21 protein-coding genes and 1 pseudogene are annotated in these 24,948 nt (G+C 61.5%); 8 read left to right on the top strand and 14 right to left on the bottom strand.

Annotated elements, in window-relative coordinates:
- Positions 1-61 precede the first annotated feature (61 nt).
- The 5 genes from ACK3SD_RS00265 to xylF all read right to left on the bottom strand — a co-directional run bounded on the left by ACK3SD_RS00265 (position 62) and on the right by xylF (position 5,673).
- A complete protein-coding gene (locus ACK3SD_RS00265) occupies positions 62-208 on the bottom strand; it encodes a type I toxin-antitoxin system Hok family toxin (RefSeq protein WP_481126386.1) in 147 nt (48 codons plus the stop codon).
- A 391-nt stretch (positions 209-599) separates the two neighbouring features.
- A complete protein-coding gene (gene xylR, locus ACK3SD_RS00260; RefSeq protein ID WP_481126385.1) occupies positions 600-1,778 on the bottom strand; it encodes a D-xylose utilization transcriptional activator XylR in 1,179 nt (392 codons plus the stop codon).
- Between the two features lie 135 nt (positions 1,779-1,913).
- Positions 1,914-3,095, bottom strand: coding sequence for a xylose ABC transporter permease XylH (gene xylH / locus ACK3SD_RS00255; RefSeq protein ID WP_481126384.1), 1,182 nt, complete (start codon positions 3,093-3,095; stop codon positions 1,914-1,916).
- Positions 3,073-4,614 carry a xylose ABC transporter ATP-binding protein gene (locus ACK3SD_RS00250; protein ID WP_481126383.1) on the bottom strand — a complete coding sequence of 514 codons (1,542 nt, stop codon included), beginning with the start codon at positions 4,612-4,614 and terminating at the stop codon, positions 3,073-3,075. Before ACK3SD_RS00250 ends, xylH begins: the two co-directional genes overlap by 23 nt.
- A 63-nt stretch (positions 4,615-4,677) precedes the next feature.
- Positions 4,678-5,673 (bottom strand): D-xylose ABC transporter substrate-binding protein, encoded by a 996-nt coding sequence (gene xylF / locus ACK3SD_RS00245; RefSeq protein WP_481126382.1) that lies wholly within the window; start codon positions 5,671-5,673, stop codon positions 4,678-4,680.
- Positions 5,674-6,121: 448 nt separating this feature from the next.
- Here xylF and xylA point away from each other — a divergent pair, with 448 nt between their 5' ends.
- From xylA to ACK3SD_RS00225, 4 genes are all read left to right on the top strand, one after another.
- Positions 6,122-7,441: a xylose isomerase gene (xylA, locus tag ACK3SD_RS00240; RefSeq protein ID WP_481126381.1), complete on the top strand. Its 1,320-nt coding sequence runs from the start codon at positions 6,122-6,124 to the stop codon at positions 7,439-7,441.
- 87 nt (positions 7,442-7,528) lie between these two features.
- Positions 7,529-8,983: a xylulokinase gene (gene xylB / locus ACK3SD_RS00235; RefSeq protein ID WP_481126380.1), complete on the top strand. Its 1,455-nt coding sequence runs from the start codon at positions 7,529-7,531 to the stop codon at positions 8,981-8,983.
- 115 nt (positions 8,984-9,098) lie between these two features.
- Positions 9,099-10,115, top strand: coding sequence for a cysteine hydrolase family protein (locus ACK3SD_RS00230; RefSeq protein ID WP_481126379.1), 1,017 nt, complete (start codon positions 9,099-9,101; stop codon positions 10,113-10,115).
- On the top strand, positions 10,115-11,059 hold the full coding sequence (locus tag ACK3SD_RS00225) for a GlxA family transcriptional regulator (protein WP_481126378.1): 945 nt from the start codon (positions 10,115-10,117) through the stop codon (positions 11,057-11,059). The genes ACK3SD_RS00230 and ACK3SD_RS00225 overlap by 1 nt, the downstream gene beginning before the upstream one ends.
- Here the strand turns inward: ACK3SD_RS00225 and ACK3SD_RS00220 are convergent.
- On the bottom strand, positions 11,025-12,020 hold the full coding sequence (locus ACK3SD_RS00220) for an acyltransferase (RefSeq protein WP_481126377.1): 996 nt from the start codon (positions 12,018-12,020) through the stop codon (positions 11,025-11,027). The two genes, ACK3SD_RS00225 and ACK3SD_RS00220, sit on opposite strands and share 35 nt — an antisense overlap.
- Before the next feature lie 222 nt (positions 12,021-12,242).
- On the opposite strand from ACK3SD_RS00220, the gene ACK3SD_RS00215 reads away from it, so the two are divergent.
- Entirely contained in the window at positions 12,243-13,487 is a 1,245-nt protein-coding gene (locus tag ACK3SD_RS00215) for an MdfA family multidrug efflux MFS transporter (protein ID WP_481126376.1), read from the top strand.
- 51 nt (positions 13,488-13,538) lie between these two features.
- Here the strand turns inward: ACK3SD_RS00215 and exaC are convergent, their stop codons facing one another.
- The 4 genes from exaC to fdhE all read right to left on the bottom strand — a co-directional run bounded on the left by exaC (position 13,539) and on the right by fdhE (position 17,629).
- Positions 13,539-15,077: an acetaldehyde dehydrogenase ExaC gene (gene exaC / locus ACK3SD_RS00210; protein WP_481126375.1), complete on the bottom strand. Its 1,539-nt coding sequence runs from the start codon at positions 15,075-15,077 to the stop codon at positions 13,539-13,541.
- A 162-nt stretch (positions 15,078-15,239) separates the two neighbouring features.
- Positions 15,240-15,845 carry a glutathione S-transferase gene (locus ACK3SD_RS00205; RefSeq protein WP_481126374.1) on the bottom strand — a complete coding sequence of 202 codons (606 nt, stop codon included), beginning with the start codon at positions 15,843-15,845 and terminating at the stop codon, positions 15,240-15,242.
- Between the two features lie 42 nt (positions 15,846-15,887).
- Positions 15,888-16,547: a DcrB/PsbP domain-containing protein gene (locus ACK3SD_RS00200; protein WP_240775712.1), complete on the bottom strand. Its 660-nt coding sequence runs from the start codon at positions 16,545-16,547 to the stop codon at positions 15,888-15,890.
- 152 nt (positions 16,548-16,699) lie between these two features.
- Positions 16,700-17,629 carry a formate dehydrogenase accessory protein FdhE gene (gene fdhE / locus ACK3SD_RS00195; RefSeq protein ID WP_481126373.1) on the bottom strand — a complete coding sequence of 310 codons (930 nt, stop codon included), beginning with the start codon at positions 17,627-17,629 and terminating at the stop codon, positions 16,700-16,702.
- A gap of 206 nt (positions 17,630-17,835) precedes the next feature.
- Here fdhE and fdhD point away from each other — a divergent pair.
- From fdhD to yiiM, 3 genes and pseudogenes are all read left to right on the top strand, one after another.
- A pseudogene (gene fdhD / locus ACK3SD_RS00190) lies at positions 17,836-18,597 on the top strand (formate dehydrogenase accessory sulfurtransferase FdhD); the annotation flags it as partial.
- Positions 18,598-18,783: 186 nt separating this feature from the next.
- On the top strand, positions 18,784-19,407 hold the full coding sequence (gene sodA / locus ACK3SD_RS00185; protein WP_137761744.1) for a superoxide dismutase [Mn]: 624 nt from the start codon (positions 18,784-18,786) through the stop codon (positions 19,405-19,407).
- 123 nt (positions 19,408-19,530) lie between these two features.
- A complete protein-coding gene (yiiM, locus tag ACK3SD_RS00180) occupies positions 19,531-20,214 on the top strand; it encodes a 6-hydroxyaminopurine reductase (RefSeq protein WP_481126372.1) in 684 nt (227 codons plus the stop codon).
- Positions 20,215-20,244: 30 nt separating this feature from the next.
- Here yiiM and ACK3SD_RS00175 read toward each other — a convergent pair whose 3' ends face one another.
- From ACK3SD_RS00175 to ACK3SD_RS00160, 4 genes are all read right to left on the bottom strand, one after another.
- A complete protein-coding gene (locus tag ACK3SD_RS00175; protein WP_137761742.1) occupies positions 20,245-20,607 on the bottom strand; it encodes a YibL family ribosome-associated protein in 363 nt (120 codons plus the stop codon).
- Positions 20,608-20,724: 117 nt separating this feature from the next.
- A complete protein-coding gene (locus tag ACK3SD_RS00170; protein WP_481126371.1) occupies positions 20,725-21,306 on the bottom strand; it encodes an MltR family transcriptional regulator in 582 nt (193 codons plus the stop codon).
- Between the two features lie 85 nt (positions 21,307-21,391).
- Entirely contained in the window at positions 21,392-22,537 is a 1,146-nt protein-coding gene (locus ACK3SD_RS00165; protein WP_481126370.1) for a mannitol-1-phosphate 5-dehydrogenase, read from the bottom strand.
- 149 nt (positions 22,538-22,686) lie between these two features.
- Positions 22,687-24,624, bottom strand: a complete 1,938-nt coding sequence (locus ACK3SD_RS00160) for a PTS mannitol transporter subunit IICBA (protein ID WP_481126369.1) — start codon at positions 24,622-24,624, stop codon at positions 22,687-22,689.
- Positions 24,625-24,948: the final 324 nt, after the last annotated feature.

Below are 24,948 nucleotides of genomic sequence, written 5' to 3'. Positions count from 1 at the left end.
TGCGTTGGAACCGACGCTTAGCAACGAGGGCGGGCCGAAGCCCGCCCGGTTGCCCTTACTCTCAGGATTCGTAGTCCATCTTGACGGCAACTTCTGTGGTGGCCTGCTTGACCTTGATCTCGCACAGTGAACTGCGCGTTATCCAGGTAAATACCAACAATGTGATACAGATAACGACCAAACAAATCACCACACTTTTATGCGTCATTCTGGTTCTCCTAGATCTTGCCTTGCGGCGAGTAAGAGACTAACCTGACGTTTCTTCGGCGTCAGACCAGCCTCACTTGACTAACGTTAAGTGGGGCTTTTCTTTGCCTGTTCCGGTCTGCCTGGAACAGACAGTTCCAAGCACCCGCGCACAGCATACGCCTTTCGTTATCCTGCTCAATTTATTGATAATAAAAGATCTATTAAGAATAGTAGTTTCGTATTCTTTCTTTATTTTTGATCCATGTCCGAGTTTTATCGGAGCGACAGGGCTACGCTCTTTCATAGCACTGGCCTCCGAATCCTTTGCTAAAAAAAGCCCCGCCTGACGACACGTCAGGCGGGGCTTACTGTTGGTGGAAAGCGAAAAACGAAAGGCAAGGAAAGGGAGATTAATAGACCCCTTCGCCGTAGCGTTCGCGGTACTCCTTCGGGGTCATGTCGTCATCTTTCTTGAATACCGAATAGAAGTATTGCAGCGAGGGGTAGCCGCACATCTGGGAGATCTCATTGATGGAGAGTGAGGTGGCTTTCAGCAGGTTGCGCGCCCGCTCCAACTTCTCCTCATGGATGACGCCGTGGATGGTCTGCCCAATCTCATCTTTGAAGCGTTTTTCCAGATTGGATCGTGATAGCCCGACGGCGTCCAGCACCTGTTCAACCTTGATACCTTTACAGGCGTGGTAGCGAATAAAGTGCATGGCCTGAATGACGGCCGGATCGCGCAGGGAGCGAAAGTCGGTGGAGCGGCGTGCCACCACCTTGACCGGCGGCACCAGAATCCGTTGCAGCGGCAGGCTGTCATCGTTCAGCAGCTGATGCAGCAATTTGGCGGCGCGGTATCCCATCTGCCGGGTGCCCTGCACCACCGAGGAGAGGGCCACGCGGGAGAGGTAACGGGTCAGCTCCTCGTTATCAATGCCAATGACGCTCAGCTTCTCCGGCACCGGAATATCGAGATGCTCGCACACTTGCAGCAAGTGCCGGGCGCGCGCGTCGGTCACGGCGATGATGCCAGTCTGTTGCGGCAGCGTCTGCACCCAGTCCGCCAGCCGGTTTTGCGCATGTTGCCAGTTGTCCGGTGACGTCTCCATGCCCTGATAGACCACACCCTGATACTGCTCGGCCGCCACCTGCATCCGGAAGGCGTGTTCCCGCTCCTGCGCCCAGCGTTTGCCACTGGTGCGGGGCAGGCCATAGAACGCAAAGCGGTTGATGCCACGCTCTTTCAGGTGCATAAACGCCGCTTCCACCAGCGCCTGATTATCCGTAGCGATGTAAGGCACCGCCGGGTAGTCCTCAGGCCGGTGGTAGGAGCCACCCACGCCGACAATCGGCACCTTTACCCCGCTCAGCAGCGACTCAATCTCCCGGTCGTCATAGTCGGCGATCACCCCGTCGCCCAGCCAATCCTTAATGTTGTCGATACGGCAGCGGAAATCCTCTTCAATGAAAATGTCCCAGTCACACTGGGACGCCTGTAAGTACTCGCCTACACCTTCGACAACCTGCCGGTCATACACCTTGTTGGCATTAAACAACAACGTAATGCGATAGCGTTTTTCGAACATGGTGAGTTATCCCTTTTATCCCTTGCCTTTTGGATAGCACAGCCACCTCTCCTGATGGCGGAAAAGATGAATCAAGTGTGATCCCCCTCGCCTAATTTCAGTGGGTGGCCCCAGCCGCGGCTGGGGCCATCAGGGTCAGGCACGGCGCTTGGTGGCGGAGTCCATCCACACTGCCAGCAGCAAGATGGCGCCCTTCACGATGTACTGCCAGAAGGTCGGCACATCCAGCATACTCATGCCGTTGTCCAGCGATGCCATGATGAATGCGCCCATCACCGCCCCCACCACGCTGCCTACCCCGCCAGCCAGGCTGGTGCCGCCGATCACGCAGGCGGCGATCGCGTCCAGTTCGGCAATATTGCCAGCTGATGGCGAGCCGGCCCCCAGCCGGGAACTCAGGATTAAACCGGCAATCGCCACCATCAGGCCATTGATGGCAAAAACCGCCAGCTTGGTGCGCTCCACATTGACGCCGGAGAGGCGCGCCGCCTCAATGTTGCCGCCGATGGCGTAGATTCGCCGGCCAAAGGCGGTGCGGGTCGCCATAAACAGCCCGGCCAGCAGCAACGCCGCCAGCACCAACACCGGCGTCGGCACGCCACGGTAGTCATTCAGCAGATAGATGGCCCCAAGCACGATGATGGCGGTCACGGCATGGCGGGTAACGGTTTTTCCGGCGGCGGGCAGGGGCAGGTTGAGCGCCTGCCGCTGCTGGCGGCGTCGCCACTGGAAGCCGATGAACAACAGCAGCGCCAGCGTCCCGATGCCAAAGCCCACCCCGTCCGGCAGGTAGCTCTGGCCGATTTGGGACATCGCCTGGCTGGTCGGTGCCACGGTGGTGCCGTGGGTAATGCCGATCAAAATGCCGCGGAATGCCAGCATCCCCGCCAGGGTGACGATGAACGAGGGCACCTTGCGGTAAGCCACCCACCAGCCATTCCAGGCACCGAGCACCAGCCCCAGCGCCAGCGTGACCAGCACCGTCAGTGGTAGCGGCCACCCCAGCCAGACATCAAAGATGGCGGCCACGCCCCCCAGCAGCCCCATCATGGAGCCGACCGACAGATCGATTTCGGCGGAGATAATCACAAACACCATGCCCACCGCCAGAATGCCGGTAATGGCGGTCTGGCGCAGCAGGTTGGAGATGTTGCGCGGGCTGATGTAGGCCCCCTCTGTGGTGAAGGTGAAGAACAGCATAATCAGCACAATCGCCGCCAGCATCACGTAGACCTGGAGGTTAACGTGCTTCAGGCGTTTCAACAGGCCGGGCGGGGCCGAGACCACGCCGGCGTCAGACTGGGTTATTTTCGACATGACGTTCACTCCTGAGGGCCGCTTCCATCACCTGCTCCTGCGTCAGGTTACGATTGATAAGGGAGGCTTTGCACTTGCCCAGGTGCATCACCAGCACCCGGTCGCTGAGGCCAAGGACTTCCGGCAATTCGGAGGAGACCACGATAATCGCGATCCCCTGTTGGGCCAGTTGGTTGATCAGTTTGTAGATTTCCGATTTCGCCCCGATATCGATGCCACGCGTTGGCTCATCCAGGATCAGGATGCGCGGATTGAGCAACAGGCACTTGGCAAGGATCGCCTTCTGCTGGTTGCCGCCGCTCAGGCGGCCAATCGCCAGCTCCGGCGAGGCGGTCTTGACCCGCAGCGAGGCAATGGAGTGCTGGATGGTGGACTGCTCGCGCGCGTCATCCAGCACGCTCAGGCGGCCGGTAAAGTTCGCCAGCGCCGCCAGCGTGATGTTTGCGCCTACGCCCATCACTGGCACGATGCCATCCCGTTTGCGATCCTCTGGCACCATCGCAATGCCGTGGCGCATCGCCTCCTGGCAGGAGCGCATAGTGACGGGCTGGCCATCAATGAACAGGCTGCCCTGCCAGCGGCCGGGGTAGGCACCAAACAGGCACTGGACGGTCTCGGTGCGGCCCGACCCCACCAGCCCGGCGATACCCAAAATCTCGCCGCGTCGCAGGCTGAAACTGACCTCATCCACCCGCTTGATATGCCGGTTGACCGGGTGCCAGGCCGTCAGCTTCTCCACCCGCAAAATCTCCTCACCCGGCTGGTGTTGGTGCGGCGGGTAAAGCTCGGTCAGCTCACGCCCCACCATCATGGCGATGATTTGATCCTCGTTCAGGGTGGCGGCCTCGCGGGTGGCGATGTGCTTGCCGTCGCGGATCACGCAGATTACGTCCGAGATGGCGCTGACCTCGTTCAGCTTGTGGGAGATATAGATGCAGGCGATGCCGTGGTTGCGCAGGTCACGGATAATGTCGAGCAGGATCTCCGTCTCCCGCTCGGTCAGCGAGGCGGTCGGCTCATCCAGAATCAGCAGGCGCACCTGTTTGTTCAACGCCTTGGCGATCTCCACCAGCTGCTGCTGCCCCAGCCCCAATTCGCCAACCGGCGTATCCGGGTTAATGTCCAATTTGACCTGTGCCAGCATCCGCTGGCAGCGCTGGTACATGCCGTCATAATCCATAATGCCGAAACGGCCCCACTCACTGCCGAGAAACATATTTTCCAGCACCGACATCTGTTTCACCAGCGCCAGCTCTTGGTGAATAATGGCAATGCCCTTCTCTTCCGTGTCACGGATATTTTTCGCGACCAGTCTTTCACCCGAAAATAAGATGTCGCCCTGATAACTGCCGTGGGGATAGATGCCGCACAATATTTTCATCAGGGTGGATTTTCCTGATCCATTTTCACCGCACAGGGATAATACCTGCCCGGCTTCCAGTTGCAGGGAAACATTATCCACCGCTTTGACGGCGCCAAATTGCTTAGTGATATGATGCATTTCCAATAGGCAGGGCATAATTCCCTCCGGTGACAGCAAAATGGGCGAGAGGCGTCAAACGCCCACGCCCATTACAGTGAATTAATAAATGTCTTCTTTCTTATGGAAACCATCGGCCACTATAGTACTGTCTATATTATTTTTATCGACCTGAATTGGCGTCAGCAGAAATGCCGGCACCTCTTTCTTGCCATTATTCAGGCTGGCGTTAGGCTTCGGTGTTTTTCCGTCGCCCAGCTCCACGGCAATTTTGGCCGCTTCGGTTGCCAGCTTGGTAATGGGTTTATAGACGGTCATGGTCTGGCTGCCCGCGACAATGCGCTTGATCGCCGCCAAGTCGGCATCCTGGCCGGAGATGGCGACCTTACCGGCCAGCCCCTGTGCGGAGAGCGCCTGAATGGCGCCGCCAGCGGTGGCATCGTTGGAAGCGACCACCGCGTCAATTTTGTTGTTGTTGGCCGTCAGGGCGTTCTCCATGATCTTCAGGGCGTTTTCTGGCAACCACGCATCCGCCCACTGGTCACCCACCACCTTGATCTTGCCGCTATCAATCAACGGCTTAAGAACGTTCATCTGCCCCTTGCGGAACAGCTTGGCATTGTTGTCCACCGGTGAGCCGCCCATCAGGAAGTAGTTGCCCTGCGGCACGCGCTCCACCAGACTCTGCGCCTGCAACTCGCCGACCTTCTCATTATCGAAGGAGATATAGAAGTCGATATCGGCGTTATTGATCATGCGGTCATAGGCCAGCACCTTGATGCCCTCACTCTTGGCCTCGGCAATCACGTTGCTCAGTACCTCGCCGTTGTAGGGAATGATCACCAGCACATCGACCCCGCGGTTAATCATATTTTCAATCTGCGACATCTGGGTCTCTTCATTGCCATTTGCCGACTGCACAAACACATCCGCGCCCAAGGACTCCGCCTGTTTAACAAAAATATCGCGATCCTTCTGCCAGCGCTCCAGACGTAAATCGTCAATCGCCATGCCAATTTTCACCTCTTTGGCCATTCCCGGGTGGCTGACCAACGCCAGCGCCGCACAGACGCTCAGCAAGATTTTTTTCATTTTCATCTGATATACCTTTTAATGACACGCAGGGTAAGTGAAATGGCAAGGTTCGCGGTTACGGTGGCGGGAAAGGGGATCCCGCTGGCGCAAAGCATGTATGAGGGTTTTCCGTGCCTTGCTCTGTCTTTCAGACCGGGGAATTGTTGACGCCGGGCAAAATAACCTCAATTGCAGATTTTCACTGCGCCATTACGTTTTTTAGTTTATTTCTTATTTTATGACAGAGATCATAGTTCACTGTGGAAATCATTTTTTTGTTACTCGCACATTGGATTCCACCTCGTAAATAGTGGCTTTTTCACTGCCCGGCTTATTTATGAGATCTGCCGCACAATTGTGTATTCTCTTAAGTTCAGTGTGAAATAACGTAATTGAGAGCCAGCTCGAAGCCTCCGAAGATAACGGCTCCGCATGCTCAGCCATTGCTGGGCCAGATCCCAAGGAGCCCATAATGCAATCCTATTTTGATCAGCTTGAAAAAGTCCGGTATGAAGGCACAGCCAGCACCAACCCATTAGCATTCCGCCACTACAACCCGGATGAGATCATCCTGGGCAAGCGTATGGCCGACCATCTGCGTTTCGCGGCCTGCTACTGGCATACCTTCTGCTGGAACGGGGCGGATATGTTTGGCGTCGGCGCGTTTGAGCGCCCGTGGCAACAGAGCGGCGATGCGCTGGCGTTGGCGAAACGTAAGGCGGACGTGGCCTTTGAGTTCTTCAGCAAGCTGGATGTGCCCTACTACTGCTTCCATGATGTCGATGTCTCGCCGGAGGGCGGCTCCCTGAAGGAGTACCTGAACAACTTTGCCGAGATGACAGACGTGCTGGCCGCCAAGCAGCAGGAGAGCGGCGTCAAATTGCTGTGGGGCACCGCCAACTGCTTCACCCACCCACGTTACGCGGCCGGCGCGGCCACCAGCCCAGATCCGGAAGTGTTCGCTTGGGCCGCGACGCAGGTCTTTACCGCCATGAACGCCACCCAGCGGCTGGGTGGCGAGAACTACGTGCTGTGGGGCGGCCGCGAGGGGTATGAGACCCTGCTCAACACCGACCTGCGTCAGGAGCGCGAGCAGATTGGCCGCTTCATGCAGATGGTGGTGGAGCACAAGCACAAGATTGGTTTCCAGGGCACGCTGCTGATTGAGCCGAAGCCGCAGGAGCCGACCAAACATCAGTATGACTATGACGTCGCCACCGTGTATGGCTTCCTGCGCCAGTTCGGTCTGGAGAAGGAGATCAAGCTGAACATTGAGGCCAACCACGCCACACTGGCGGGCCATGCCTTCCACCATGAGATCGCCACCGCCATCGCGCTGGGCATTTTCGGCTCCGTGGACGCCAACCGCGGCGATCCGCAGCTGGGCTGGGACACCGACCAGTTCCCCATCAGTGTGGAGGAGAACGCGTTGGTGATGTATGAGATAGTGAAAGCCGGCGGCTTTACCACTGGCGGCCTCAACTTTGACGCCAAGGTGCGTCGCCAGAGCACCGACAAATACGATCTCTTCTACGGCCATATCGGCGCAATGGACACCATGGCGCTCTCGCTGAAAGTGGCGGCGAAGATGATTGAGGATGGCGGGCTGGATAAGCTGGTCGCCAAACGCTATGCCGGCTGGAGTGAGGAGCTGGGCCAGCAGATCCTGCAAGGGAAGATGTCGCTGGAGGCGCTGGCAAACTACGCGCAACAGCACGCTTTGGCACCACGCCACCAGAGCGGCCGCCAGGAGCAGTTGGAGAATCTGGTGAACCGTTACCTGTTCGGCTGACGGCACGCCTGCCGCATGGTACAGGCCAGCGTTGCGCTGGCCTGTCCTGCTTCTGGGGCGGGGCCGCGGCCTGCTGAGGGAGAGAGTATGTATATCGGAATTGATCTGGGAACATCGGGCGTCAAAGCCATATTGCTGGGCGAGTCGGGGGAAGTGATCGCCCAGCACAGTGAGGCGCTCACCGTGTCGCGGCCGCACCCTTTGTGGTCGGAACAGGATCCGCAAGCGTGGTGGGAGGCCACCGACCGCGCCATGCAGGCGCTGGCGGCGCGCCAGTCGCTCAAGGCCGTGAAGGCGCTGGGGCTGACCGGGCAGATGCACGGTGCCACGTTGCTGGATGCAGAGCAGCGGGTGTTGCGCCCCGCCATTTTGTGGAATGACGGCCGCTCCGCCGCCCAGTGTCAGGCGCTGGAGCGGGAGGTGCCGGAGGCGCGCGCCATCACCGGCAACCTGATGATGCCGGGCTTCACCGCCCCTAAGTTGAAGTGGGTGCAGGAGCACGAGCCAGCGCTGTTCCGCCGCGTGGATAAGGTGCTGTTGCCGAAAGACTATTTGCGCTGGCGCATTAGCGGCGAGTTTGCCAGTGACATGTCAGACGCCGCTGGCACGCTGTGGCTGGATGTCGCCAAACGTGACTGGAGCGACACCCTGCTGGCGGCCTGCGGCCTGAGCCGCGCGCAGATGCCAGCGCTGTTTGAGGGGAGCCAGATAACCGGGCAGGTCAAGCCCGAGATCGCCCAGCGCTGGGGGCTGCCAGAGATACCGGTGGTGGCTGGCGGTGGCGATAACGCGGCGGGCGCGGTGGGCGTCGGGCTGTACCAATCCGGGCAGGCGATGCTCTCCCTCGGCACCTCCGGGGTCTACTTTGCCGTCAGCGATGGCTTCCTCAGCAACCCGGAGAGCGCGGTGCACAGCTTCTGCCACGCGCTGCCCGACCGCTGGCACCTGATGTCCGTGATGCTCAGCGCCGCCTCCTGTCTGGATTGGGTATGCCGCCTGACCGGCAGTGCGAGCGTCCCGGCGCTGCTGCAACAGGTGGAGCAGGCCCCGCCCGCCACCTCGCCGGTGTGGTTCCTGCCCTATCTCTCCGGTGAGCGCACGCCGCACAATAACCCGAACGCCAAAGGCGTTTTCTTCGGCCTGACCCATGAGCACGGCCCGGCCGATCTGGGGCGCGCCGTGCTGGAGGGCGTCGGCTTCGCGCTGGCGGATGGCATGGATGTGCTACATGCCACCGGCCTGCGGCCACAGGCAGTGACGCTGATTGGCGGCGGCGCGCGCAGCGCCTACTGGCGGCAGATGTTGGCGGACATTAGCGGCCAGACGCTGGCGTACCGCACCGGCGGCGACGTTGGCCCGGCGCTGGGCGCGGCGCGTCTGGCGCAGGTCGCCCTGCACCCGCACACCGCACTGGCCGATCTGCTGCCGCCCCTGCCGCTGGAGCAGACGCACCAGCCCGATGGGCAAAAGCATCAGGCCTATGCGGCACAGCGTGAAACCTTCCGCCAACTCTATCGCCAGTTGGCACCCCTGATGCAGTAAAGGCTCCCCGGCAGGGCATCTGTCCTGTCCTGCCGGGTTGATGGCCGTTTTTGGCATTCCGTTCGTTTTTTATTTGCGCCACTATGGGGTTACTTCATAGAGGCGGAGGCCGGTTATGTCACAGAGCGCGCTTTTGGTTATCGATGTCCAACACTCCTTTACCCACCAACCTTTCTGGCGTGAGGAGGCGTTGCCCGCCTTCCAGCGCCACCTGCAACAGCTGGTCGCTGGCTGTCAGGCGCGCGGGGCGGCGGTGGTGGATGTGTTCCATGTGTCACAGGGGCCATTCTCATTGGCGTCCGGGCTGGTGACGCGCCTGCCCTTCCTGACCCATCAGCCGGATCTGGTGGTGCACAAACGCGTGCACAACGCCCTGACTGACTCCGGGCTGGATCTCTGGCTACGCGAGCGCGGCATCACGCACCTGATCATCAGTGGGATGCGCAGCGAGCAGTGCTGCGAGACCACCGCCCGCGTGGCCTCTGATCTCGGCTATCGCGTTACCTACGTCACCGAGGCGACACTGACCTTCCCAATGACCCACGCCAACGGCGAGAGAGCGAGCGCCGAAGAGATCAAGCAGCGTACGGAACTGGTGCTGGCCGACCGTTTCGCGCAGATCGCCACGGTGGAGCAGGCACTGGCCGCGTTGGAGCCTGCGCCCGCCCAGACGGTGAGTGAGGCAACCTGGCAGCCGCAGCCCTACCAGCCGCGCCCCATTACCCCGCTGGGCGTCACCACGCTTGGCGCATGGGCGCTGAAGCGTTATGCCATCCGTTACCCGCAGGCCAGCGGTGATGCCGCCATCTTTGCGGCCGGTCGCCCGCTGGTGGCGCAGTGGCTGCCGCCACAGGCGCAAACGCCGCAGCGCCCCGGCGTCGGTTTCCTGATTGAGCATCAGGGCAAGACAATGGACTATCTGGTCGCTGGCTGGTGGGACAATGAGAACGAGTTGCGGATGGCCATCTGGGTTACCGATCAGGGCGTCTGGCGGCGGGCGCGTGAGGAGTCCTTCTGCGTCTGGGACATGCAGGTGATGGCCTTTGAGCGTGATGCCTTTGTGCGGATGCTGTTGCAGGCCACGCCAGATCGTGAGGGCTATCTGGCGAGCCAACTGACCGTGGATTGCTGATGCCTCGGCCAGTCTGCTTCGTGACGCTGCCGGGCGTCATGGCGCTGGATCTGACCGGCCCGGCCGAGGCATTGAGGTTGGCCGACGGGTTTGATTTGCGCTATATCGGCCCGGAGCCGCAGGTCACCAGCTCCACCGGGCTGGTGCTGGGGGCGATTGCGCCGCTGCCGGAGAGCATCCCGTCGGGGGCGATTCTAGTGCTGCCCGGCGTCTCTGACTCCCAAGTCTGGTTTGACACCCCGGCGGCGCAGGCGGTGGCGGCGTGGCTGCGCCCCCTGCGTGAGACGATTGAGCAGGGCGCGCTGACGCTGGTGTGCATCTGCTCCGGCAGTCTGCTGGCGGCGCGCGCCGGGCTGCTGGCGGGTTACCAGTGCACCACCCACCACGAGGTGATCGCGCGCCTGCGCGCGCAGGCACCGACAGCGAAAGTGCTGGAGAACCGAATTTTTGTTGAGGATCGGCAGATCATCACCAGCGCTGGCATCACCGCCGGTATTGATGTGGCGCTGCACCTGATAGCCCATGAACAGGGGCCGCTGGCCGCCACGCGGGTGGCCCACGAGATGGTGGTCTACTTCCGCCGCTCGGGCGACGATCCGCAACTCTCTCCCTGGCTGCGCTACCGCAACCATCTCCACCCGGCCCTGCATCGGGCGCAAAATGCGCTGCTGGCGGCGCCGGAAAATTGCTGGCCCGTAGAGGCCGTGGCGGCCTGCGCGCACGTCAGTACCCGCCACCTGCGGCGGCTGTTCCGCGAGCACCTTGGCATCAGCGTCCGTGACTACCATGAGCAGCTGCGGCTGGCGGTGGCGCGCCAGCGGTTGCAGGCTGGCTACGGCGTGGAGAGCGCCGCGCTGGCGGCGGGCTTCAGCTCTGCCCGCCAACTGCGGCGCGCCCAGGTGCGTTGGCCTACGTCACCAGCCGATGCCGATCCAGCCGCCTGATGCCGTGGGCCAGCAGCAGGCTGCCAGCCAGCGCGAGGGCAAAGACGTAGGGCATGTCCAGCAGCGGCCAGCGCACGGCATCCCACTTCTGCGTGCGGATGATGTTAATAATCAGCGCATGAAACCCGTAGATCGCCAAGGAGTGATCGGCCACCCAGCGCAGTCCCGGCAACATCCCGCCCGCCAGACAGTTCTTCCCCCAGACAAATAGCGCGATCGCCGCAATAAATACCAGCGGCCCACAGTAGACGTAGTAGGTATCGGCAAAGTCGCCGTTGAGGGTCGTCTGGTGCCGGGTGCCAATTGCGATCATCCACACCGCGGCGGTGAAGATCAGCGCTGCCATCAGGTTAACGCCGCGCCGTTGGGTGGGAAGCGTGCCGATGGCGCGCCCCAGCAGCGCGTAGAGCACATAATAGAAGGTGTCGCCGCTGATAAACAGGTTGACCGGCAGCAGGTGCACCTGTTGCCAGGAGAGCTGGAAGGTGTGCGGATTGGCGGCAATGCCAAGAATGATGCCCACCGCCAATACCGCCTGCCGGGCAGCCGGTTTCACTTGGATCAGCGGTGAGAGCAGGTACACCACCATCAGCGCGTAGAAAAACCAGAGGTGATAGAACACCGGTTTGAACAGCAGGTTGCGCAGCGAGGGCCAGAAGCCAATCCGGGTGAAGAAGGCGATATAGGCCAGCGAGATGGCGCTATAGAACAGCAGGCAGCAGACCAGACGCATCAGGTGCTTTTTGCCGGCGCTGCGTTCGCCGAAAAATAGGTAGCCGGAGATCATGAAGAACAGCGGCACGCTGACCCGTGACAGGGAGTTGAGCAGGTTGGCGACGTTCCAGTTGAACTCGCCCACCGACGCGCCGTTGGTGACATAGTAAGTGGTGGTATGGATGACGATCACCATCAGGCAGGCGAGCGCCCGCAAATTATCGATCCAGATAAGTCGGTTATTCATGCGGCCGCAGCCATCCTTATCACTGATTATTGTTAAAAAGAGGTTATATATAGCTGGTGAATTCAACAACCCAAATTCGGATAAACTCAGTTTGTGCGATCTGTGGCTTACATCATTGCCAAGAGGCGGGATTGGCAGCAAAATAGCCGGCCTTATCGCTTTCCCGCAGACGCCGTTCCGGTTGTCTCGGATGTTTCTGTTTTATTATCATTAAGTTAATTTATGCAAACTACCTTACCACCTGCTGCCCGTTTGGGCCGCCGGGCGCTCTGGTTTCCGCTCTCATTGGTGTTGTTCGAATTTGCCACCTATATCGGTAACGATATGATTCAGCCGGGAATGCTGGCCGTGGTGGCAGCGTTCCATGCCGGTGAGGAGTGGGTGCCCAGCTCCATGACCGCATATCTGGCTGGCGGGATGTTCCTGCAATGGCTGCTGGGGCCGCTCTCTGACCGGCGCGGCCGTCGCCCGGTGATGCTGGCCGGTGTTGCCTTCTTCACCGTCAGCTGTCTGGCCATTTTGTTTGCCCAGAGCATTGAGCAGTTCACCCTAATCCGCTTCTTCCAGGGCATTGGGCTGTGCTTTATCGGCGCGGTCGGCTACGCCACCATTCAGGAGTCATTTGAGGAGTCGGTGTGCATCAAGATCACGGCGCTGATGGCGAACGTGGCGCTGATTGCCCCGCTGCTCGGCCCGCTGGCTGGCGCGGCGCTGATCGCCTGGATGCCGTGGCAGTGGATGTTCGTGCTGTTCGCGCTGCTCTCCGCCCTCGCCTTTGTTGGCCTGTGGCGCACCATGCCGGAGACCGCCACCCGCCTTGGCGAGCCGCTGTCTCTGGCCGGGCTGGGGCGTGATTACCGTCAGGTGCTGGGCAATGGCCGCTTTGTCTGTGGCGCGCTGGCGATTGGCTTTGCCAGCCTGCCGCTGCTGGCCTGGATTGCCCAGTCGCCGGTGCTGCTGATCCGTGGCGAGGGGATGAGCACCCTTGGCTATGGCCTGATGCAGGTGCCGGTGTTTGGCGCGCTGATTATCGGCAACATCACGCTGGCGCGCCTCACTGGCCGCCGCAGCGTGGTGAGTTTGATCCGTCTGGGCGCGGCCCCGATGATCGGCGGGCTGCTGCTGGCTGCCGCCGCCACGCTCTACGCCTCCCACGCCTATCTGTGGATGGTGGCGGGTCTGAGCTTCTACGCCTTTGGCATCGGCGTCGCTAACGCTGGCCTCTACCGTCTGACGCTCTTCTCCAGCGACATGAGCAAGGGCACCGTCTCCGCCGCGATGGGTGTGCTGAGCATGTTGGTGTTCACCCTCGGCATTGAGGTGGCGAAGCTGGTGTATGGCTGGGGTGGCAGCGGGATGTTCAACCTGTTCAACCTGCTGAGCGGCCTCTGCTGGCTGGCGCTGGTGCTGCTGTTCATGCGCGGGCGCAAACCGCAGGATGTGGCGCAGGATCAAGACATGGCCTGAGGCCGGTCGAAGGGAAAACGGCAACGCATCGCGTTGCCGTTTTTTTTGCGGTTAGAACAGGCCGAGCGGTTTTTCAGAGTAGCTGACCAGCAGGCATTTGGTCTGCTGGTAGTGCTCCAGCATCATTTTATGTGTCTCGCGCCCGATGCCGGACTGCTTGTAGCCGCCGAAGGCGGCGTGCGCCGGGTAGGCGTGGTAGCAGTTGGTCCAGACGCGCCCGGCCTGAATCTGCCGGCCCATCTGGTAAGCGATGTTGCCGTTGCGGCTCCAGACGCCCGCGCCCAGACCGTAATCCGTGTCGTTGGCGATCGCCAGCGCCTCATCCATATCCTTGAAGGTGGTCACCGCCAACACCGGCCCAAAGATCTCCTCCTGGAACACCCGCATACTGTTTTTGCCAAACAGGATGGTCGGCTCCAGATAGTAGCCCTGCGCCAGATCGCCGCCCAACTGTTTGCGGCGGCCGCCGGTGAGGACGTCCGCCCCCTCTTTTTTACCGATCTCGATGTAGTTGAGGATGGTCTCCATCTGCCCCTGCGACACCTGCGCCCCCATCTGGGTGGCGGCGTCGAGCGGGTTGCCGCTGCGGATGGTCTCGACGCGCTTGATGGCGCGCTCCATAAAGCGCTCGTAGATCGACTCCTGCACCAGCGCCCGGCTTGGGCAGGTGCAGACCTCGCCCTGATTGAAGGCGAACAGCGCGAAGCCCTCCAGCGCCTTGTCAAAGAAGGCGTCCTCGCGCTCCATCACGTCGGCGAAGAAGATATTGGGCGACTTGCCGCCCAGCTCCAGCGTCACCGGAATGACGTTCTGCGCCGCATAGCTCATGATCTGCTGGCCCACCTCGGTCGATCCGGTGAAGGCCACCTTGGCGATCCGTTTGGAGGTGGCGAGGTACTCGCCGATCTCGCTGCCGGAGCCGTTGACCACGTTGATCACCCCGGCCGGCAGCAGATCCTCAATCAGCTCCATCAGCAGCAGCACAGACATCGGCGTCAGCTTGGCCGGCTTCAGCACGATGCAGTTGCCCGCCGCCAGCGCCGGGGCCATTTTCCAGCAGGCCATCAATAGCGGGAAGTTCCAGGGGATAATCTGACCAACCACGCCCAGCGGCTCATGGAAGTGGTAGGCGACGGTATCGGCGTCAATTTCGCTGATCCCCCCCTCCTGCGCACGGATACAGGCGGCAAAGTAGCGGAAGTGGTCAATCGCCAGCGGCACATCGGCGGCGGTGGTTTCACGGATCGGCTTGCCGTTGTCCCAGGTTTCGGCGGCGGCCAGCAGCTCAATATTTTGCTCCATGCGATCCGCGATGCGGTTGAGCAGCGTGGCGCGTTGCTGTACCGACATGCGGCCCCACTCGGCTTTGGCCTTGTGCGCCGCGTCCAGCGCCCGATCAACGTCGGCGGTGCTGGAACTGGCGATCTCGCACATCACCTGGCCGGTGACCGGCGTCAGGTTGGAGAAGTACTGGTTGTTGGCGGGCGGCACCCACTCGCCGCCGATGAAGTTGTCATAGCGCGCCTTCAATTTAAGCGGAAAACCATACTCGCCGGGGATCACTGCACTCGAAGGGTGGTCATAGGGCATGGGAGGCTCCTTGGTGCGGCGCAGCCTGGCCGCCACCGGGTTGGGTTGTCGGGGGTTGCTTAAAATGTAGACGCGGGGGCGCGGCGCGCAGGCAGGCAGCGACAACTCTTCGAGTCATCTCACAAATTTTTCACCAAGGAGCGGCCGGGATGGCCGCCAGGATTAGGGGGGTGTGGTGCGGGCGAAACTTTGGCGCTGGAACAGCCGTTCGACCAGCTTGATCAGCGCCGGGCGGTCAACGCACCAGTTCGGCGCGATGCGACGGAAGTTGATGTAGCCGAGGGCGCAGGCGACGGCGATGTCCGCCAGATTGAGCGTGTCGCCATTCATCGCCTGCCGCGCCTGTGCGTGCTGCTCGAGCGCATCCAGTCCCCGGTTGAGCACCGCGCGCTGGCGCACGATCCACGCCTCGTCGCGTTTATCGGCCTCGCGTCGCATCTCCAGCACCAGCGCCACGGCGGCATCCGTGACGCCATCCGCCAGCGACTCCAGCCGCCGAACCCGCAACGCCGCCTGCGGATCGGCCGGCAGCAGCGCTGGCCCGGTGGCCAGCGTCTCCAGATAGCCCGCGATAACCGGCGAGTCAAACCACACCTCGCCATCATCCGCCACCAGCGCTGGCACCTTGCCGAGCGGGTTGACCTGCGGCACCTGGGTCTCTTCCGACCACGGCGAGTCATTGACGAAATCGAAAGGCAGCCCCTTTTCGAGCAGGATCACGGAAATCTTGCGCACATAAGGGCTGGTATAACTGCCGATTAGCTTCATCTTTACCGTCCTTTTTCAGGGAGTGCCAATAGGGAGCGAGGGTTAGCCCTTGACCGTCAGGCTGTCGGTGATGGTTTTCACCAGCGCGCTGTGCGCCTCGCTGTTTTTCACCGGTGTCACCACTTGCAGCGTCACCACTTTCTTGTCGATCACCGTGAACAGGGTGGACGCCAGTACCGGCTGGCCGCGCACGCTCTGCTCGGTGTCCATGCGGCGGAAGCGCTGGCCGTGCAGCGTCAGGGTCTGTTCGGAGGTGGTCTTGATATCCTGATACTGGTTGCCCAGCCCGGTCAGCAGCCCCTTGGAGATGCCAGCGAAGGCGGCGTCACTGGTGTCCAGCGCCTCGCCCGGCGGCGGGGTCACCTCGGAGGTGACGGCCAGTTGGCGCGTCTGGCTGTCGAGGAACAGCTGGGTGCGCGACTGCTTGGTATTGGCGATGCCCGATTGCTCGGTCTGGTCAGAGAAACCGGTCGGCAGGTGGAAGCCAACCTTGCCCGCCAGCAGCGACACATCAACGCCATTAGCTGGCCACGTCGCTTGCGGCTGGCTGCCCTTCACCACCTGGGTCTCCGGCGCGATGCCGCTCGGGTTGGCGGCCACGGTCGGCTTGGAGTCCGGCGGCGGCGGGGTCGGCGTGGTGTCGGGTTTGTCATCACAGGCCATCAGCCCGGCCGCCAACAGTGCCACGGCGGTAAATTTCATTGCGCTTCTTAACATCCCATGTCCCTCTTATTGAACGCTTACTGGTTGGCGGCGTGCCGCCCGATGCAGCGAGAGTACCCCAGCCGGGGGCCACGCCGCCACAGAATGCTCCGAAACCTGCCGGCGCACTCTGTAAGGATAGCAGCCGTGTGTCAGGCGTCCGGAAAGAGGAAGGGGTTGATGCTGCTGCGCGCGTAACCCTCATCCTCCATTTTGGCATCCAGCACCAGCGTCGCCAGGTCATCCGCCACCGGCTCGACGTTCGGATCCTGCTCCTGGAACAGGATTTTGAGATAGGTGCCGCAGTCGTCGCAGCTCTCCGCCTTGACCGGCGACAGCGCATACTCCAGCGACCAGTAGTTCAGCCCGTGGGTATGCTCGCAGTTGCTGCACTTGGCCTGCATCACGTGCCACTCGCACTCGCACAGGTTGCAGTGCAGGTAGCGCATACCGCTGACCGCGCCGAGGTGCATCAGGCTGGAGACCGGGATGCTGCCGCAGGTGGGGCAGAACTGGCGGTGCTCACCATACTCAACGTGCGCTTTTCCGGGGATCAAACTGGCCATCTGCGCCCAATAGAGCGACAATGCTGCCCAGATCACCGGTGCCCGTTCGCTGTTCACCTGTGAGAACTCGCGGCTAAGCAGCGCGGTGGCGTCACTCTCCAGCTCGCTCTCTGAACACTTCTCCAGATTCTCCAGCACGGCGCGCCAATGCGGGTCAACCTGTGGGCGTAGCTCCTCCACCAGCGCATGCAGCAGGGTGCGCCAGTGCGGCGCGCGCTCAAAGGTGTGCAGGTTCAGCGGCGGCTGCGCGCTGTTGCCGCTGGCGGCCAGCACCGGCTCAATCGCCATCGTCAGCGGGTGATCGTGCAACACCTGCTGTTGCGCTTCGGCCACCAGCGCCGCGCCAATCAGCAAGTCCTGCAATGGGCTATCTTCCGCCAGCTTGCGCAGCCGTTCGGCGCGCCGGGCATAGAGGCTTTTCAGGTTGGCGAACAGCAGCGGTGGGATGGCATGCGCCACGCTCGCCCGGCTGGAGGGCGCGTCCGTGTCGCGGTTGGGGACAATGCGGATACTCAAGGCAATCACTCCCGTCTCGGCGTGGAAGAGGTGCCGGGCATGAAATCAGTTCTGTTCCCGCCCGAACAGCGCTAAGGTGGGCAACTCTGCCCTTTCTGGACATTAGCACAGCCACTGTGTGGATGTTAAACAATCAGGTAACTCAGGTGAAAGATACACAGCAACACGCCCCGGCCGTTGAAGATGACGGCGTGCAGCGGCGTCAGGTACATCAGCGCCACCGGCTGGAGACGCCGGAAGAGGATTGGCTGGCAGAGGAGGTGCCGGTCGCGCTGGTCTATAACGGCATCTCCCATGTGGTGATGATGGCCACGCCCAAGGATCTGGAGGCATTTGCCCTCGGCTTTTCGCTCTCCGAGGGGATCATTGAGGCGCCGCGCGACATTTTTGGCATCGACGTGCTGCCCTCCTGCAACGGCATTGAGGTGCAGATTGAGCTGTCGAGCCGCCGTTTCGCCGGGCTGAAAGAGCGCCGCCGTGCGATGGCTGGCCGCACCGGCTGCGGCGTATGCGGCGTCGAGCAGCTGGGCGATCTCTTCCGCCCGCTGATGCCGCTGCCCTTCACCCAACAGTTTGATCTGGCGAAGCTTGACGGCGCGCTGGCGGCGCTGAAGCAGGTGCAGCCGGTGGGCCAGTTGACCGGCTGTACCCACGCCGCCGCCTGGATTGCGCCGGAGGGCGAGCTGCTCGGCGGCTGTGAGGATGTGGGCCGCCACGTGGCGCTCGACAAGCTGCTCGGCGTGCGCAGCGGCAAGCCCGAGTGGCAGGCTGGCGCGGTGCTGGTTTCCAGCCGCGCCAGCTATGAGATGGTGCAGAAAGCGGCGATGTGTGGCGCGGAGATTTTGTTTGCTGTCTCTGCGGCCACCACGCTGGCGGTCGAGGTGGCCGAGCGCTGCAATCTGACGCTGGTGGGCTTTAGCAAGCCGGGCCGTGCCACCGTCTATACCCATCCGCAGCGCCTGCGCTAAATGGCTTAGATCGATTTCCTCGCCATTATTTCCCCTCGTCATAAGTCACGGATGCCGCCCCGCCCCAGCCCTGGGGCGGTCTGAGATAATCATTTTCAATATCATTTAATTAACTATAATGATCCCACTGCTTACGCGGTGCTTGCACCTGTCCGGCGCCGCCCAACTACCATGGAGATGAAGAATATGAGTTACTCACTGCCATCCCTGCCTTACGCATACGACGCACTTGAGCCGCACTTCGACAAGCAGACGATGGAGATCCATCACACCAAACACCACCAGACTTACGTCAACAACGCCAACGCCGCGCTGGAAAGCCTGCCGGAACTGGCTGCGCTGCCGGTGGAAGAGTTGATCACCAAACTGGATCAAGTACCGGCTGACAAGAAGACCGCACTGCGCAACAACGCGGGCGGCCACGCCAACCACAGCCTGTTCTGGAAAGGCCTGAAACTGGGCACCACCCTGCAAGGCGAACTGAAAGACGCGATCGAGCGCGATTTCGGCAGCATCGACAGCTTCAAAGAGACCTTTGAGAAAGCGGCAGCCACCCGTTTCGGTTCCGGCTGGGCGTGGCTGGTGCTGAAAGATGACGGCAAACTGGCCGTGGTCTCCACCGCTAACCAAGACAGCCCGCTGATGGGCGAAGCCGTCGCTGGCGCATCCGGCTTCCCGATTCTGGGTCTGGACGTGTGGGAGCACGCTTACTACCTGAAATACCAGAACAAACGCCCGGACTACATCAAGGCGTTCTGGAACGTGGTGAATTGGGACGAAGCCGCGGCACGTTTCGCAGCGAAGAAGTAATCCCGCCGCTGGCGGCCACCGGCCGCCCGTGACACCCGATGCCAGCGCTTGCGCTGGCATTTTTTTTGCCCCCGCCTATGCTGGAGGGGCAGCGGGCGCGGCCCGCACCCGAAGGGAGAGACCATGCACTACCCACAGGTATTTATTGGCGCCATCCAGGAGCATGAAGAGATGCGCCCCACTGCCCTGATCAAGCGTGCCGTTGAGGGGCGGATTTTGCTGACGCCGCTGGGGCTGGAGGGCGACGAGCAGGCCGAGACGCGGGTGCATGGCGGCCCGGATCGCGCCCTGTGCCACTTCCCGCGTGAGCACTACGCCCACCTGCGCCAAGCCTTCCCAGAGCGTTGCGAGCACTTCCAGCCGCCGGGTTTTGGCGAGAATATCTCGACGCTGGGGCTGACCGAGCAGAACGTGTTTATCGGTGACATTTTCCGCTGGGGCGAGGCGCTGATCCAGGTGACGCAGCCGCGCTCCCCCTGCTACAAGATCAACATCCACATGGGGGTGGCGCAGCTCTCCTACCATCTCCAGCAGAGCGGCCGCTGCGGCTGGCTCTACCGTGTGCTGTCGCCCGGCTACGTCGGTGAAGCGCAGCCGCTGGCGCTGTTGACGCGCAACAGTGACATCAGCGTGGAGGAAGCGATTGCCATTGCCTTCCACCTGCCCTATGACGAGGAGCAGTACCGGCGGTTACTGGGCGCGGCGGGTCTGGCGGCAAGCTGGAGCCTGAAGCTGCAAGCCCGGCTGGAGACACGGCGGATTGAGGATTTCGGCCCGCGTCTGGATGGCAAGCCGAAAAAAGCATGACAGCGCCGGCCCGCTGGGGCCGGGCTGGGATCAGAAAGGTTTTTTGGCGTAACCGGTGACCACTTTCAGGCCCATCTCACGGCCCAGTGCGGTCATCGGGTGAACCACGATCAGGCCACGCACGCTCTTTTTCAGCGAGCCCATATCGGCCTGCTCTTTCTTGGAGATCTCACGGCTGAATGGCAGTTTGCTGAGCTGCTGCGCTTGGGTGCTGAGCTTGCTGATCATCACCTCTTTCAGGCGGGCGATCTCTTTCTCCAGCTTCTCTTTCTCCACCTCGTGCTGGGCAATCAGTTCGGCATTGCCCTGCGGGATGATGGTGGCGTCTTTGTGTTTCAGGGCGTCCAGCTTGTCACTGAGGCGCTTAATTTCTGCTTTTTCTTGGTCTTTCATGGTGGTGGCCCGTTTGTGCCGCAGGCGGGCACATCATTAATAGAGGATCGGCGCACAGTGTAGCAGGAAGCGCGCCATTCATCAGCCCGGCTTTTGGTGGTCGCGGTCGGGCGGGGGTCAGAAGGCCTTTTTCAGGCTGATACCGGCGATCAGGCCGGTCACGGAGAGCACCATGGTGGAGTGGAGAATCTGCTGGTAGCGCTGGCGCTGCATCGCCTGAAGCGAAGCCTCCAGCGGCTCCGCGCCAGCGGTGAGGGTGGGCGCGGCCGGCAGGGCAGGCACACAGTGCAGCTCGCCGAAGGGGCCGAGAATCTCATCGTCACTGAAGCGGTACTCATGGGCGTCATGGTTCAGCTCCTCGCGCATCGCCATCAGTAACTCGGCGTCCTCATACTCGTGGCGGCTGATGACGCCGAGGCCATACATCAGCTTCAGCCGTACCGACAACTCGCCCAGCGGGCCACTGCCGCTCAGCAGCGGCTCCACCGCATACTTCACCGCGTAGTCATCTTTGCGGAATACCTGGAGCACCAGAATATTGACCGCTTCCGTCAGCAGTTCGACGGCGGCGAAGATAAACCCGCGCACGCTTTTGCCAGCGTTCAGTTTTTCCAGCACCCGGTTTTCGAAGGCCTGTGCAGCTTCAATCATGGTGATATTTTGCGTTAAGGAGATCACAACATCCGGATACCCGGCCATACCTGGCCTCCAGTCAGCGGGGCGAGGCCCCAAGGCTGGAGTGAGGGCCACTCTGGCCCGCCCCCTTTTTTACCACATTTCGCCGTCAGATGGCGTGATAGGCGTTGACGGCCTTGGTGACGGCCTCGCTGTCAGCCGGCAGGCCGGAGATATGGGAGAGCGCGCCCTGTGGCCCCATGTTCGCCAGCAAGTCCACCAGCTCGGCGGCCTGCGGGTCGCTCTCGCTGCGGTAGTGCAGCGCCGCGGCGATACCCTTGATCAGGTTCTCATGCGGCAGCTGGAAGTCCAGCGCGCCCAGCAGCGGCTTGACCAGACGGTCACCGGCGCTCAGCTTGCGCAGCGGCTGGCGGCCAACGCGCTCGACGTCATCCTTCAGGTAGGGGTTTTCGAAGCGGGTCAGGATCTTGTCAATGTAGGCGGCGTGCTTCTGCGGATCGAAGCCGTAGCGCTTGACCAGCACCGCGCCGCTCTCCTCCATCGCGCCCTTTACCACCTGGCGGATGGCCGGGTCGAGGATGGCGTCACGGATGGTGGCGTGGCCAGCCAGCTTGCCGAGATAGGCGGTGATGGCGTGGCCGGTGTTGAGGGTGAACAGCTTGCGCTCCACGAACGCCATCAGGTTGTCGGTCAGCTCCATGCCAGCGATCTGCGGCGGTTCGCCCACGAACTGGGTTTTATCGACAATCCACTCGCTGAACGTTTCCACCGTCACTTCCAGCGGATCGGTGCTGCCCTCAGCCGCGGGCGGTACGATGCGATCGACGGCTGAGTCCGCGAAGCCAACATGCTCATCCACCCACGCCTTCTCCTCTTCCGGCAGGGCATCATAGATGTGCTGCTTGAACTGGCTGGTGCCGCGCACCATGTTCTCACAGGCGATGATGTTCAGCGGCTGCTGGTTGCCGCGCTGGTGGCGCAGTACCAGCCCTTTCGCCACGCTGGGGGCGATGCGCGCCAGAATGGTCGGGCCGACGGCGGTGGTGATCAGATCCACCTCGGCGATCAGGTCAATGGCCTCCTGACCCGCGCTGTTGACGGCGGAGACGCCGCTCACTGGTTCGACACGCTCCTGCTCGCCCACCACATGCACGTCATAGCCGCCGCGCTGGTTGAGCGCGTCGAGCACGGTTTGGTTCACGTCAGCGAACACCAGCTCCATCCCGGCATCTGCCAGCAGTTTGCCGATAAAGCCACGTCCGATATTCCCGGCGCCAAAATGTAGTGCTTTCATAAGAGTCATCCTTCCAACCTACGTGGCGGCGGGGCCGCCACAGAGCCAAAAATCAGGGAGCGTCAGCTCCCCCGGAAATCGCCGGGCCGCCACGCCTGAGCCGGCGGCCAAATAGAGAACCGGGCCATCTGGCCCGGTTGTGTTGACTGTCAGACGCCCTGTTTTCCTGTCAACAGGTCGACCACTTCCTGAACGTTCTGGGTCGTGGAGAGCCGCGCTATCACTGACTCATCATCCAGCGCGTTGGTCAGGCTGGTGATGACCTGGATATGCTCATTGTTGCGGGCCGCAATGCCGATCACCAGCTTCGCCACTTCATCCTCATCCTCGCCGAAGCGCACGCCCTGCGGATACTGGCAGAAGACCACGCCAGTTTTCAGCACGTTGTCCTTCGCCTCAATGGTGCCATGCGGCACGGCGATGGATTCGCCCAGGTAGGTCGGGGTCAGCTTTTCACGCGCCAGCATCGCCTCAACATACTCCGGCTCGACGTAACCGCCCTTCACCAGCTGCTCACCGGCGAAGCGGATCGCCTGCTCTTTGTGGCTCGCCTGCTGGCCGAGGAAGACGTTGGCGGCGGTCAGGCGGAACAGTTGCGGTGCGCCCGCCGCTGCCGGTTCGTCAGCCGCGATCAGCTCAGCGGCCTGCGTCTGGGGAGCCGCCTGCGTACCGGCCACGCCCACTGCCGCAAGGCGGCCGGTCAGGTCGGTATACAGCTTGCTGTCGAGGAAGTTGGTCAGCGAGATGTGCTGCGCGTGCGGCGCATGGCGCATCGCGCGCTCGGTCAGGTCACGGTGGGTGATCACCAGATCGACATCATCCGGCAAACTGTTGATCGCGCTGTTGGTGACGGACACGTGCGTCAGCCCCGCTTCCTGCACCTTTTTGCGCAGCACGCCAGCACCCATCGCGCTGGAACCCATGCCCGCGTCGCAGGCCACGATGATTTTGCGCACCGCGCTCAGGTCGCCATCTGGCGCGGCCGCTGCCGCTACCTGACCACCCTTGGACTGGGATTTCATCTCCTGCATACGGCGGGTCGCATCTTCCAGCTCGTCGCCCTCTTTGGCCTTGGTGCCCTTCAGCAGGATCGCGGAAACCACGAAGGAGACGGCGAAGGCTGCCAGCACCGCACAGATGTTGGCGAAGTAGGCGCCGCGCGGGGTCATTGCCAGCACCGCCAGGATGGAGCCAGGGGACGCCGGGGAGACCAGGCCGCCATTCAGCAGGGTCAGGGTGAAGACGCCGGTCATGCCGCCGAGGATAACCGCCAGAATCAGGCGTGGGTTCATCAGCACATACGGGAAGTAGATCTCATGGATACCGCCCAAGAAGTGGATGATTGCCGCACCGCCCGCAGACTGCTTGGCATTGCCACGGCCAAAGAAGACGTAGGCCATCAGCACGCCCATGCCGGGACCGGGGTTGGCCTCGATCAGGAAGAAGATCGATTTGCCCGCCTCGGTTGCCTGCTGGATGCCCAGCGGCGAGAAGATGCCGTGGTTGATGGCGTTGTTCAGGAACAGGATTTTCGCCGGTTCCACGAAGATGGAGGTGAGCGGCAGCAGGTTATTGGTCACCATGATGTGCACGCCAGCGGCCAGCAGCTTGGAGAGTGCCTCGACCAACGGGCCGATAGCCAGGAAGGCGAGGATCGCCAGCAGCATACCGATGATGCCAGCGGAGAAGTTGTTGACCAACATCTCGAAGCCGCTCTTGATCTTGCCGTCTGCCCAACGGTCAAAGCGCTTGATCGCCCAGCCGCCCAGCGGACCAGCAATCATCGAGCCGAGGAACATCGGCATGTCGGCACCGACAATCACGCCCATGGTGGTGATGGCACCCACCACGCCGCCACGCTCGCCGCCCACCAGCTTCCCGCCGGTGTAGCCAATTAGCAGCGGCAGCAGGTAGGTGATCATCGGGCCGACCAGCTTGCCCAGCGTCTCGTTCGGCAGCCAGCCAGTTGGGATAAACAGTGCGGTGATAATCCCCCAGGCGATAAATGCGCCGATGTTGGGCATCACCATGTTGCTCAGAAAGCGGCCAAAATTTTGGACCTTGACCTTAACATCTGGTGAAAACATAAAACACACCCCTATTGATACGCGCCGGCAATAAGAGCGCGTGAATTCATTGAGACGGTGCAGCACAACCCGTCACTATTACTGTATGCAGGGCGGACTCTATCACGCTCTTTTTTGCGCGCGTAGCGCCCCCGTTTTCTGTGATTCAGATCACACCAAAGCCCCACATTAACCGCAATTTAGCGTGACATAGATCACAAAAAGGCCAGCCCAAACGGCCACTTTGTCGATAAAAACGGCATCCTGAACAGGAAAGCGTGAGTTGTATCACATTTGTTAACAGCCATTTTTTGCTGCAAATGAGATCGCAATCACAATTTATTT

The sequence above is a fragment of the Chimaeribacter sp. YP20170169 genome (genome assembly GCF_056739715.1).
The sequence above is the reverse complement of the archived record's forward strand: the minus strand, read 5'-3'. Positions and strand labels throughout refer to the sequence as shown.

Excerpts from the sequence above, each read along its gene's own strand:
- ACK3SD_RS00215 (WP_481126376.1), top strand. The coding sequence starts at position 12,243 with ATGCAAACTACCTTACCACCTGCTGCCCGTTTGGGCCGCCGGGCGCTC.
- xylF (WP_481126382.1), bottom strand. The coding sequence starts at position 5,673 with ATGAAAATGAAAAAAATCTTGCTGAGCGTCTGTGCGGCGCTGGCGTTG.
- xylA (WP_481126381.1), top strand. The coding sequence starts at position 6,122 with ATGCAATCCTATTTTGATCAGCTTGAAAAAGTCCGGTATGAAGGCACA.
- ACK3SD_RS00230 (WP_481126379.1), top strand. The coding sequence starts at position 9,099 with ATGTCACAGAGCGCGCTTTTGGTTATCGATGTCCAACACTCCTTTACC.
- ACK3SD_RS00205 (WP_481126374.1), bottom strand. The coding sequence starts at position 15,845 with ATGAAGCTAATCGGCAGTTATACCAGCCCTTATGTGCGCAAGATTTCC.
- ACK3SD_RS00175 (WP_137761742.1), bottom strand. The coding sequence starts at position 20,607 with ATGAAAGACCAAGAAAAAGCAGAAATTAAGCGCCTCAGTGACAAGCTG.
- ACK3SD_RS00225 (WP_481126378.1), top strand. The coding sequence starts at position 10,115 with ATGCCTCGGCCAGTCTGCTTCGTGACGCTGCCGGGCGTCATGGCGCTG.
- sodA (WP_137761744.1), top strand. The coding sequence starts at position 18,784 with ATGAGTTACTCACTGCCATCCCTGCCTTACGCATACGACGCACTTGAG.
- ACK3SD_RS00160 (WP_481126369.1), bottom strand. The coding sequence starts at position 24,624 with ATGTTTTCACCAGATGTTAAGGTCAAGGTCCAAAATTTTGGCCGCTTT.
- xylH (WP_481126384.1), bottom strand. The coding sequence starts at position 3,095 with ATGTCGAAAATAACCCAGTCTGACGCCGGCGTGGTCTCGGCCCCGCCC.
- exaC (WP_481126375.1), bottom strand. The coding sequence starts at position 15,077 with ATGCCCTATGACCACCCTTCGAGTGCAGTGATCCCCGGCGAGTATGGT.
- ACK3SD_RS00165 (WP_481126370.1), bottom strand. The coding sequence starts at position 22,537 with ATGAAAGCACTACATTTTGGCGCCGGGAATATCGGACGTGGCTTTATC.
- ACK3SD_RS00250 (WP_481126383.1), bottom strand. The coding sequence starts at position 4,614 with ATGCCCTGCCTATTGGAAATGCATCATATCACTAAGCAATTTGGCGCC.
- ACK3SD_RS00220 (WP_481126377.1), bottom strand. The coding sequence starts at position 12,020 with ATGAATAACCGACTTATCTGGATCGATAATTTGCGGGCGCTCGCCTGC.
- xylB (WP_481126380.1), top strand. The coding sequence starts at position 7,529 with ATGTATATCGGAATTGATCTGGGAACATCGGGCGTCAAAGCCATATTG.
- ACK3SD_RS00170 (WP_481126371.1), bottom strand. The coding sequence starts at position 21,306 with ATGGCCGGGTATCCGGATGTTGTGATCTCCTTAACGCAAAATATCACC.
- ACK3SD_RS00200 (WP_240775712.1), bottom strand. The coding sequence starts at position 16,547 with ATGAAATTTACCGCCGTGGCACTGTTGGCGGCCGGGCTGATGGCCTGT.
- xylR (WP_481126385.1), bottom strand. The coding sequence starts at position 1,778 with ATGTTCGAAAAACGCTATCGCATTACGTTGTTGTTTAATGCCAACAAG.
- yiiM (WP_481126372.1), top strand. The coding sequence starts at position 19,531 with ATGCACTACCCACAGGTATTTATTGGCGCCATCCAGGAGCATGAAGAG.
- ACK3SD_RS00265 (WP_481126386.1), bottom strand. The coding sequence starts at position 208 with ATGACGCATAAAAGTGTGGTGATTTGTTTGGTCGTTATCTGTATCACA.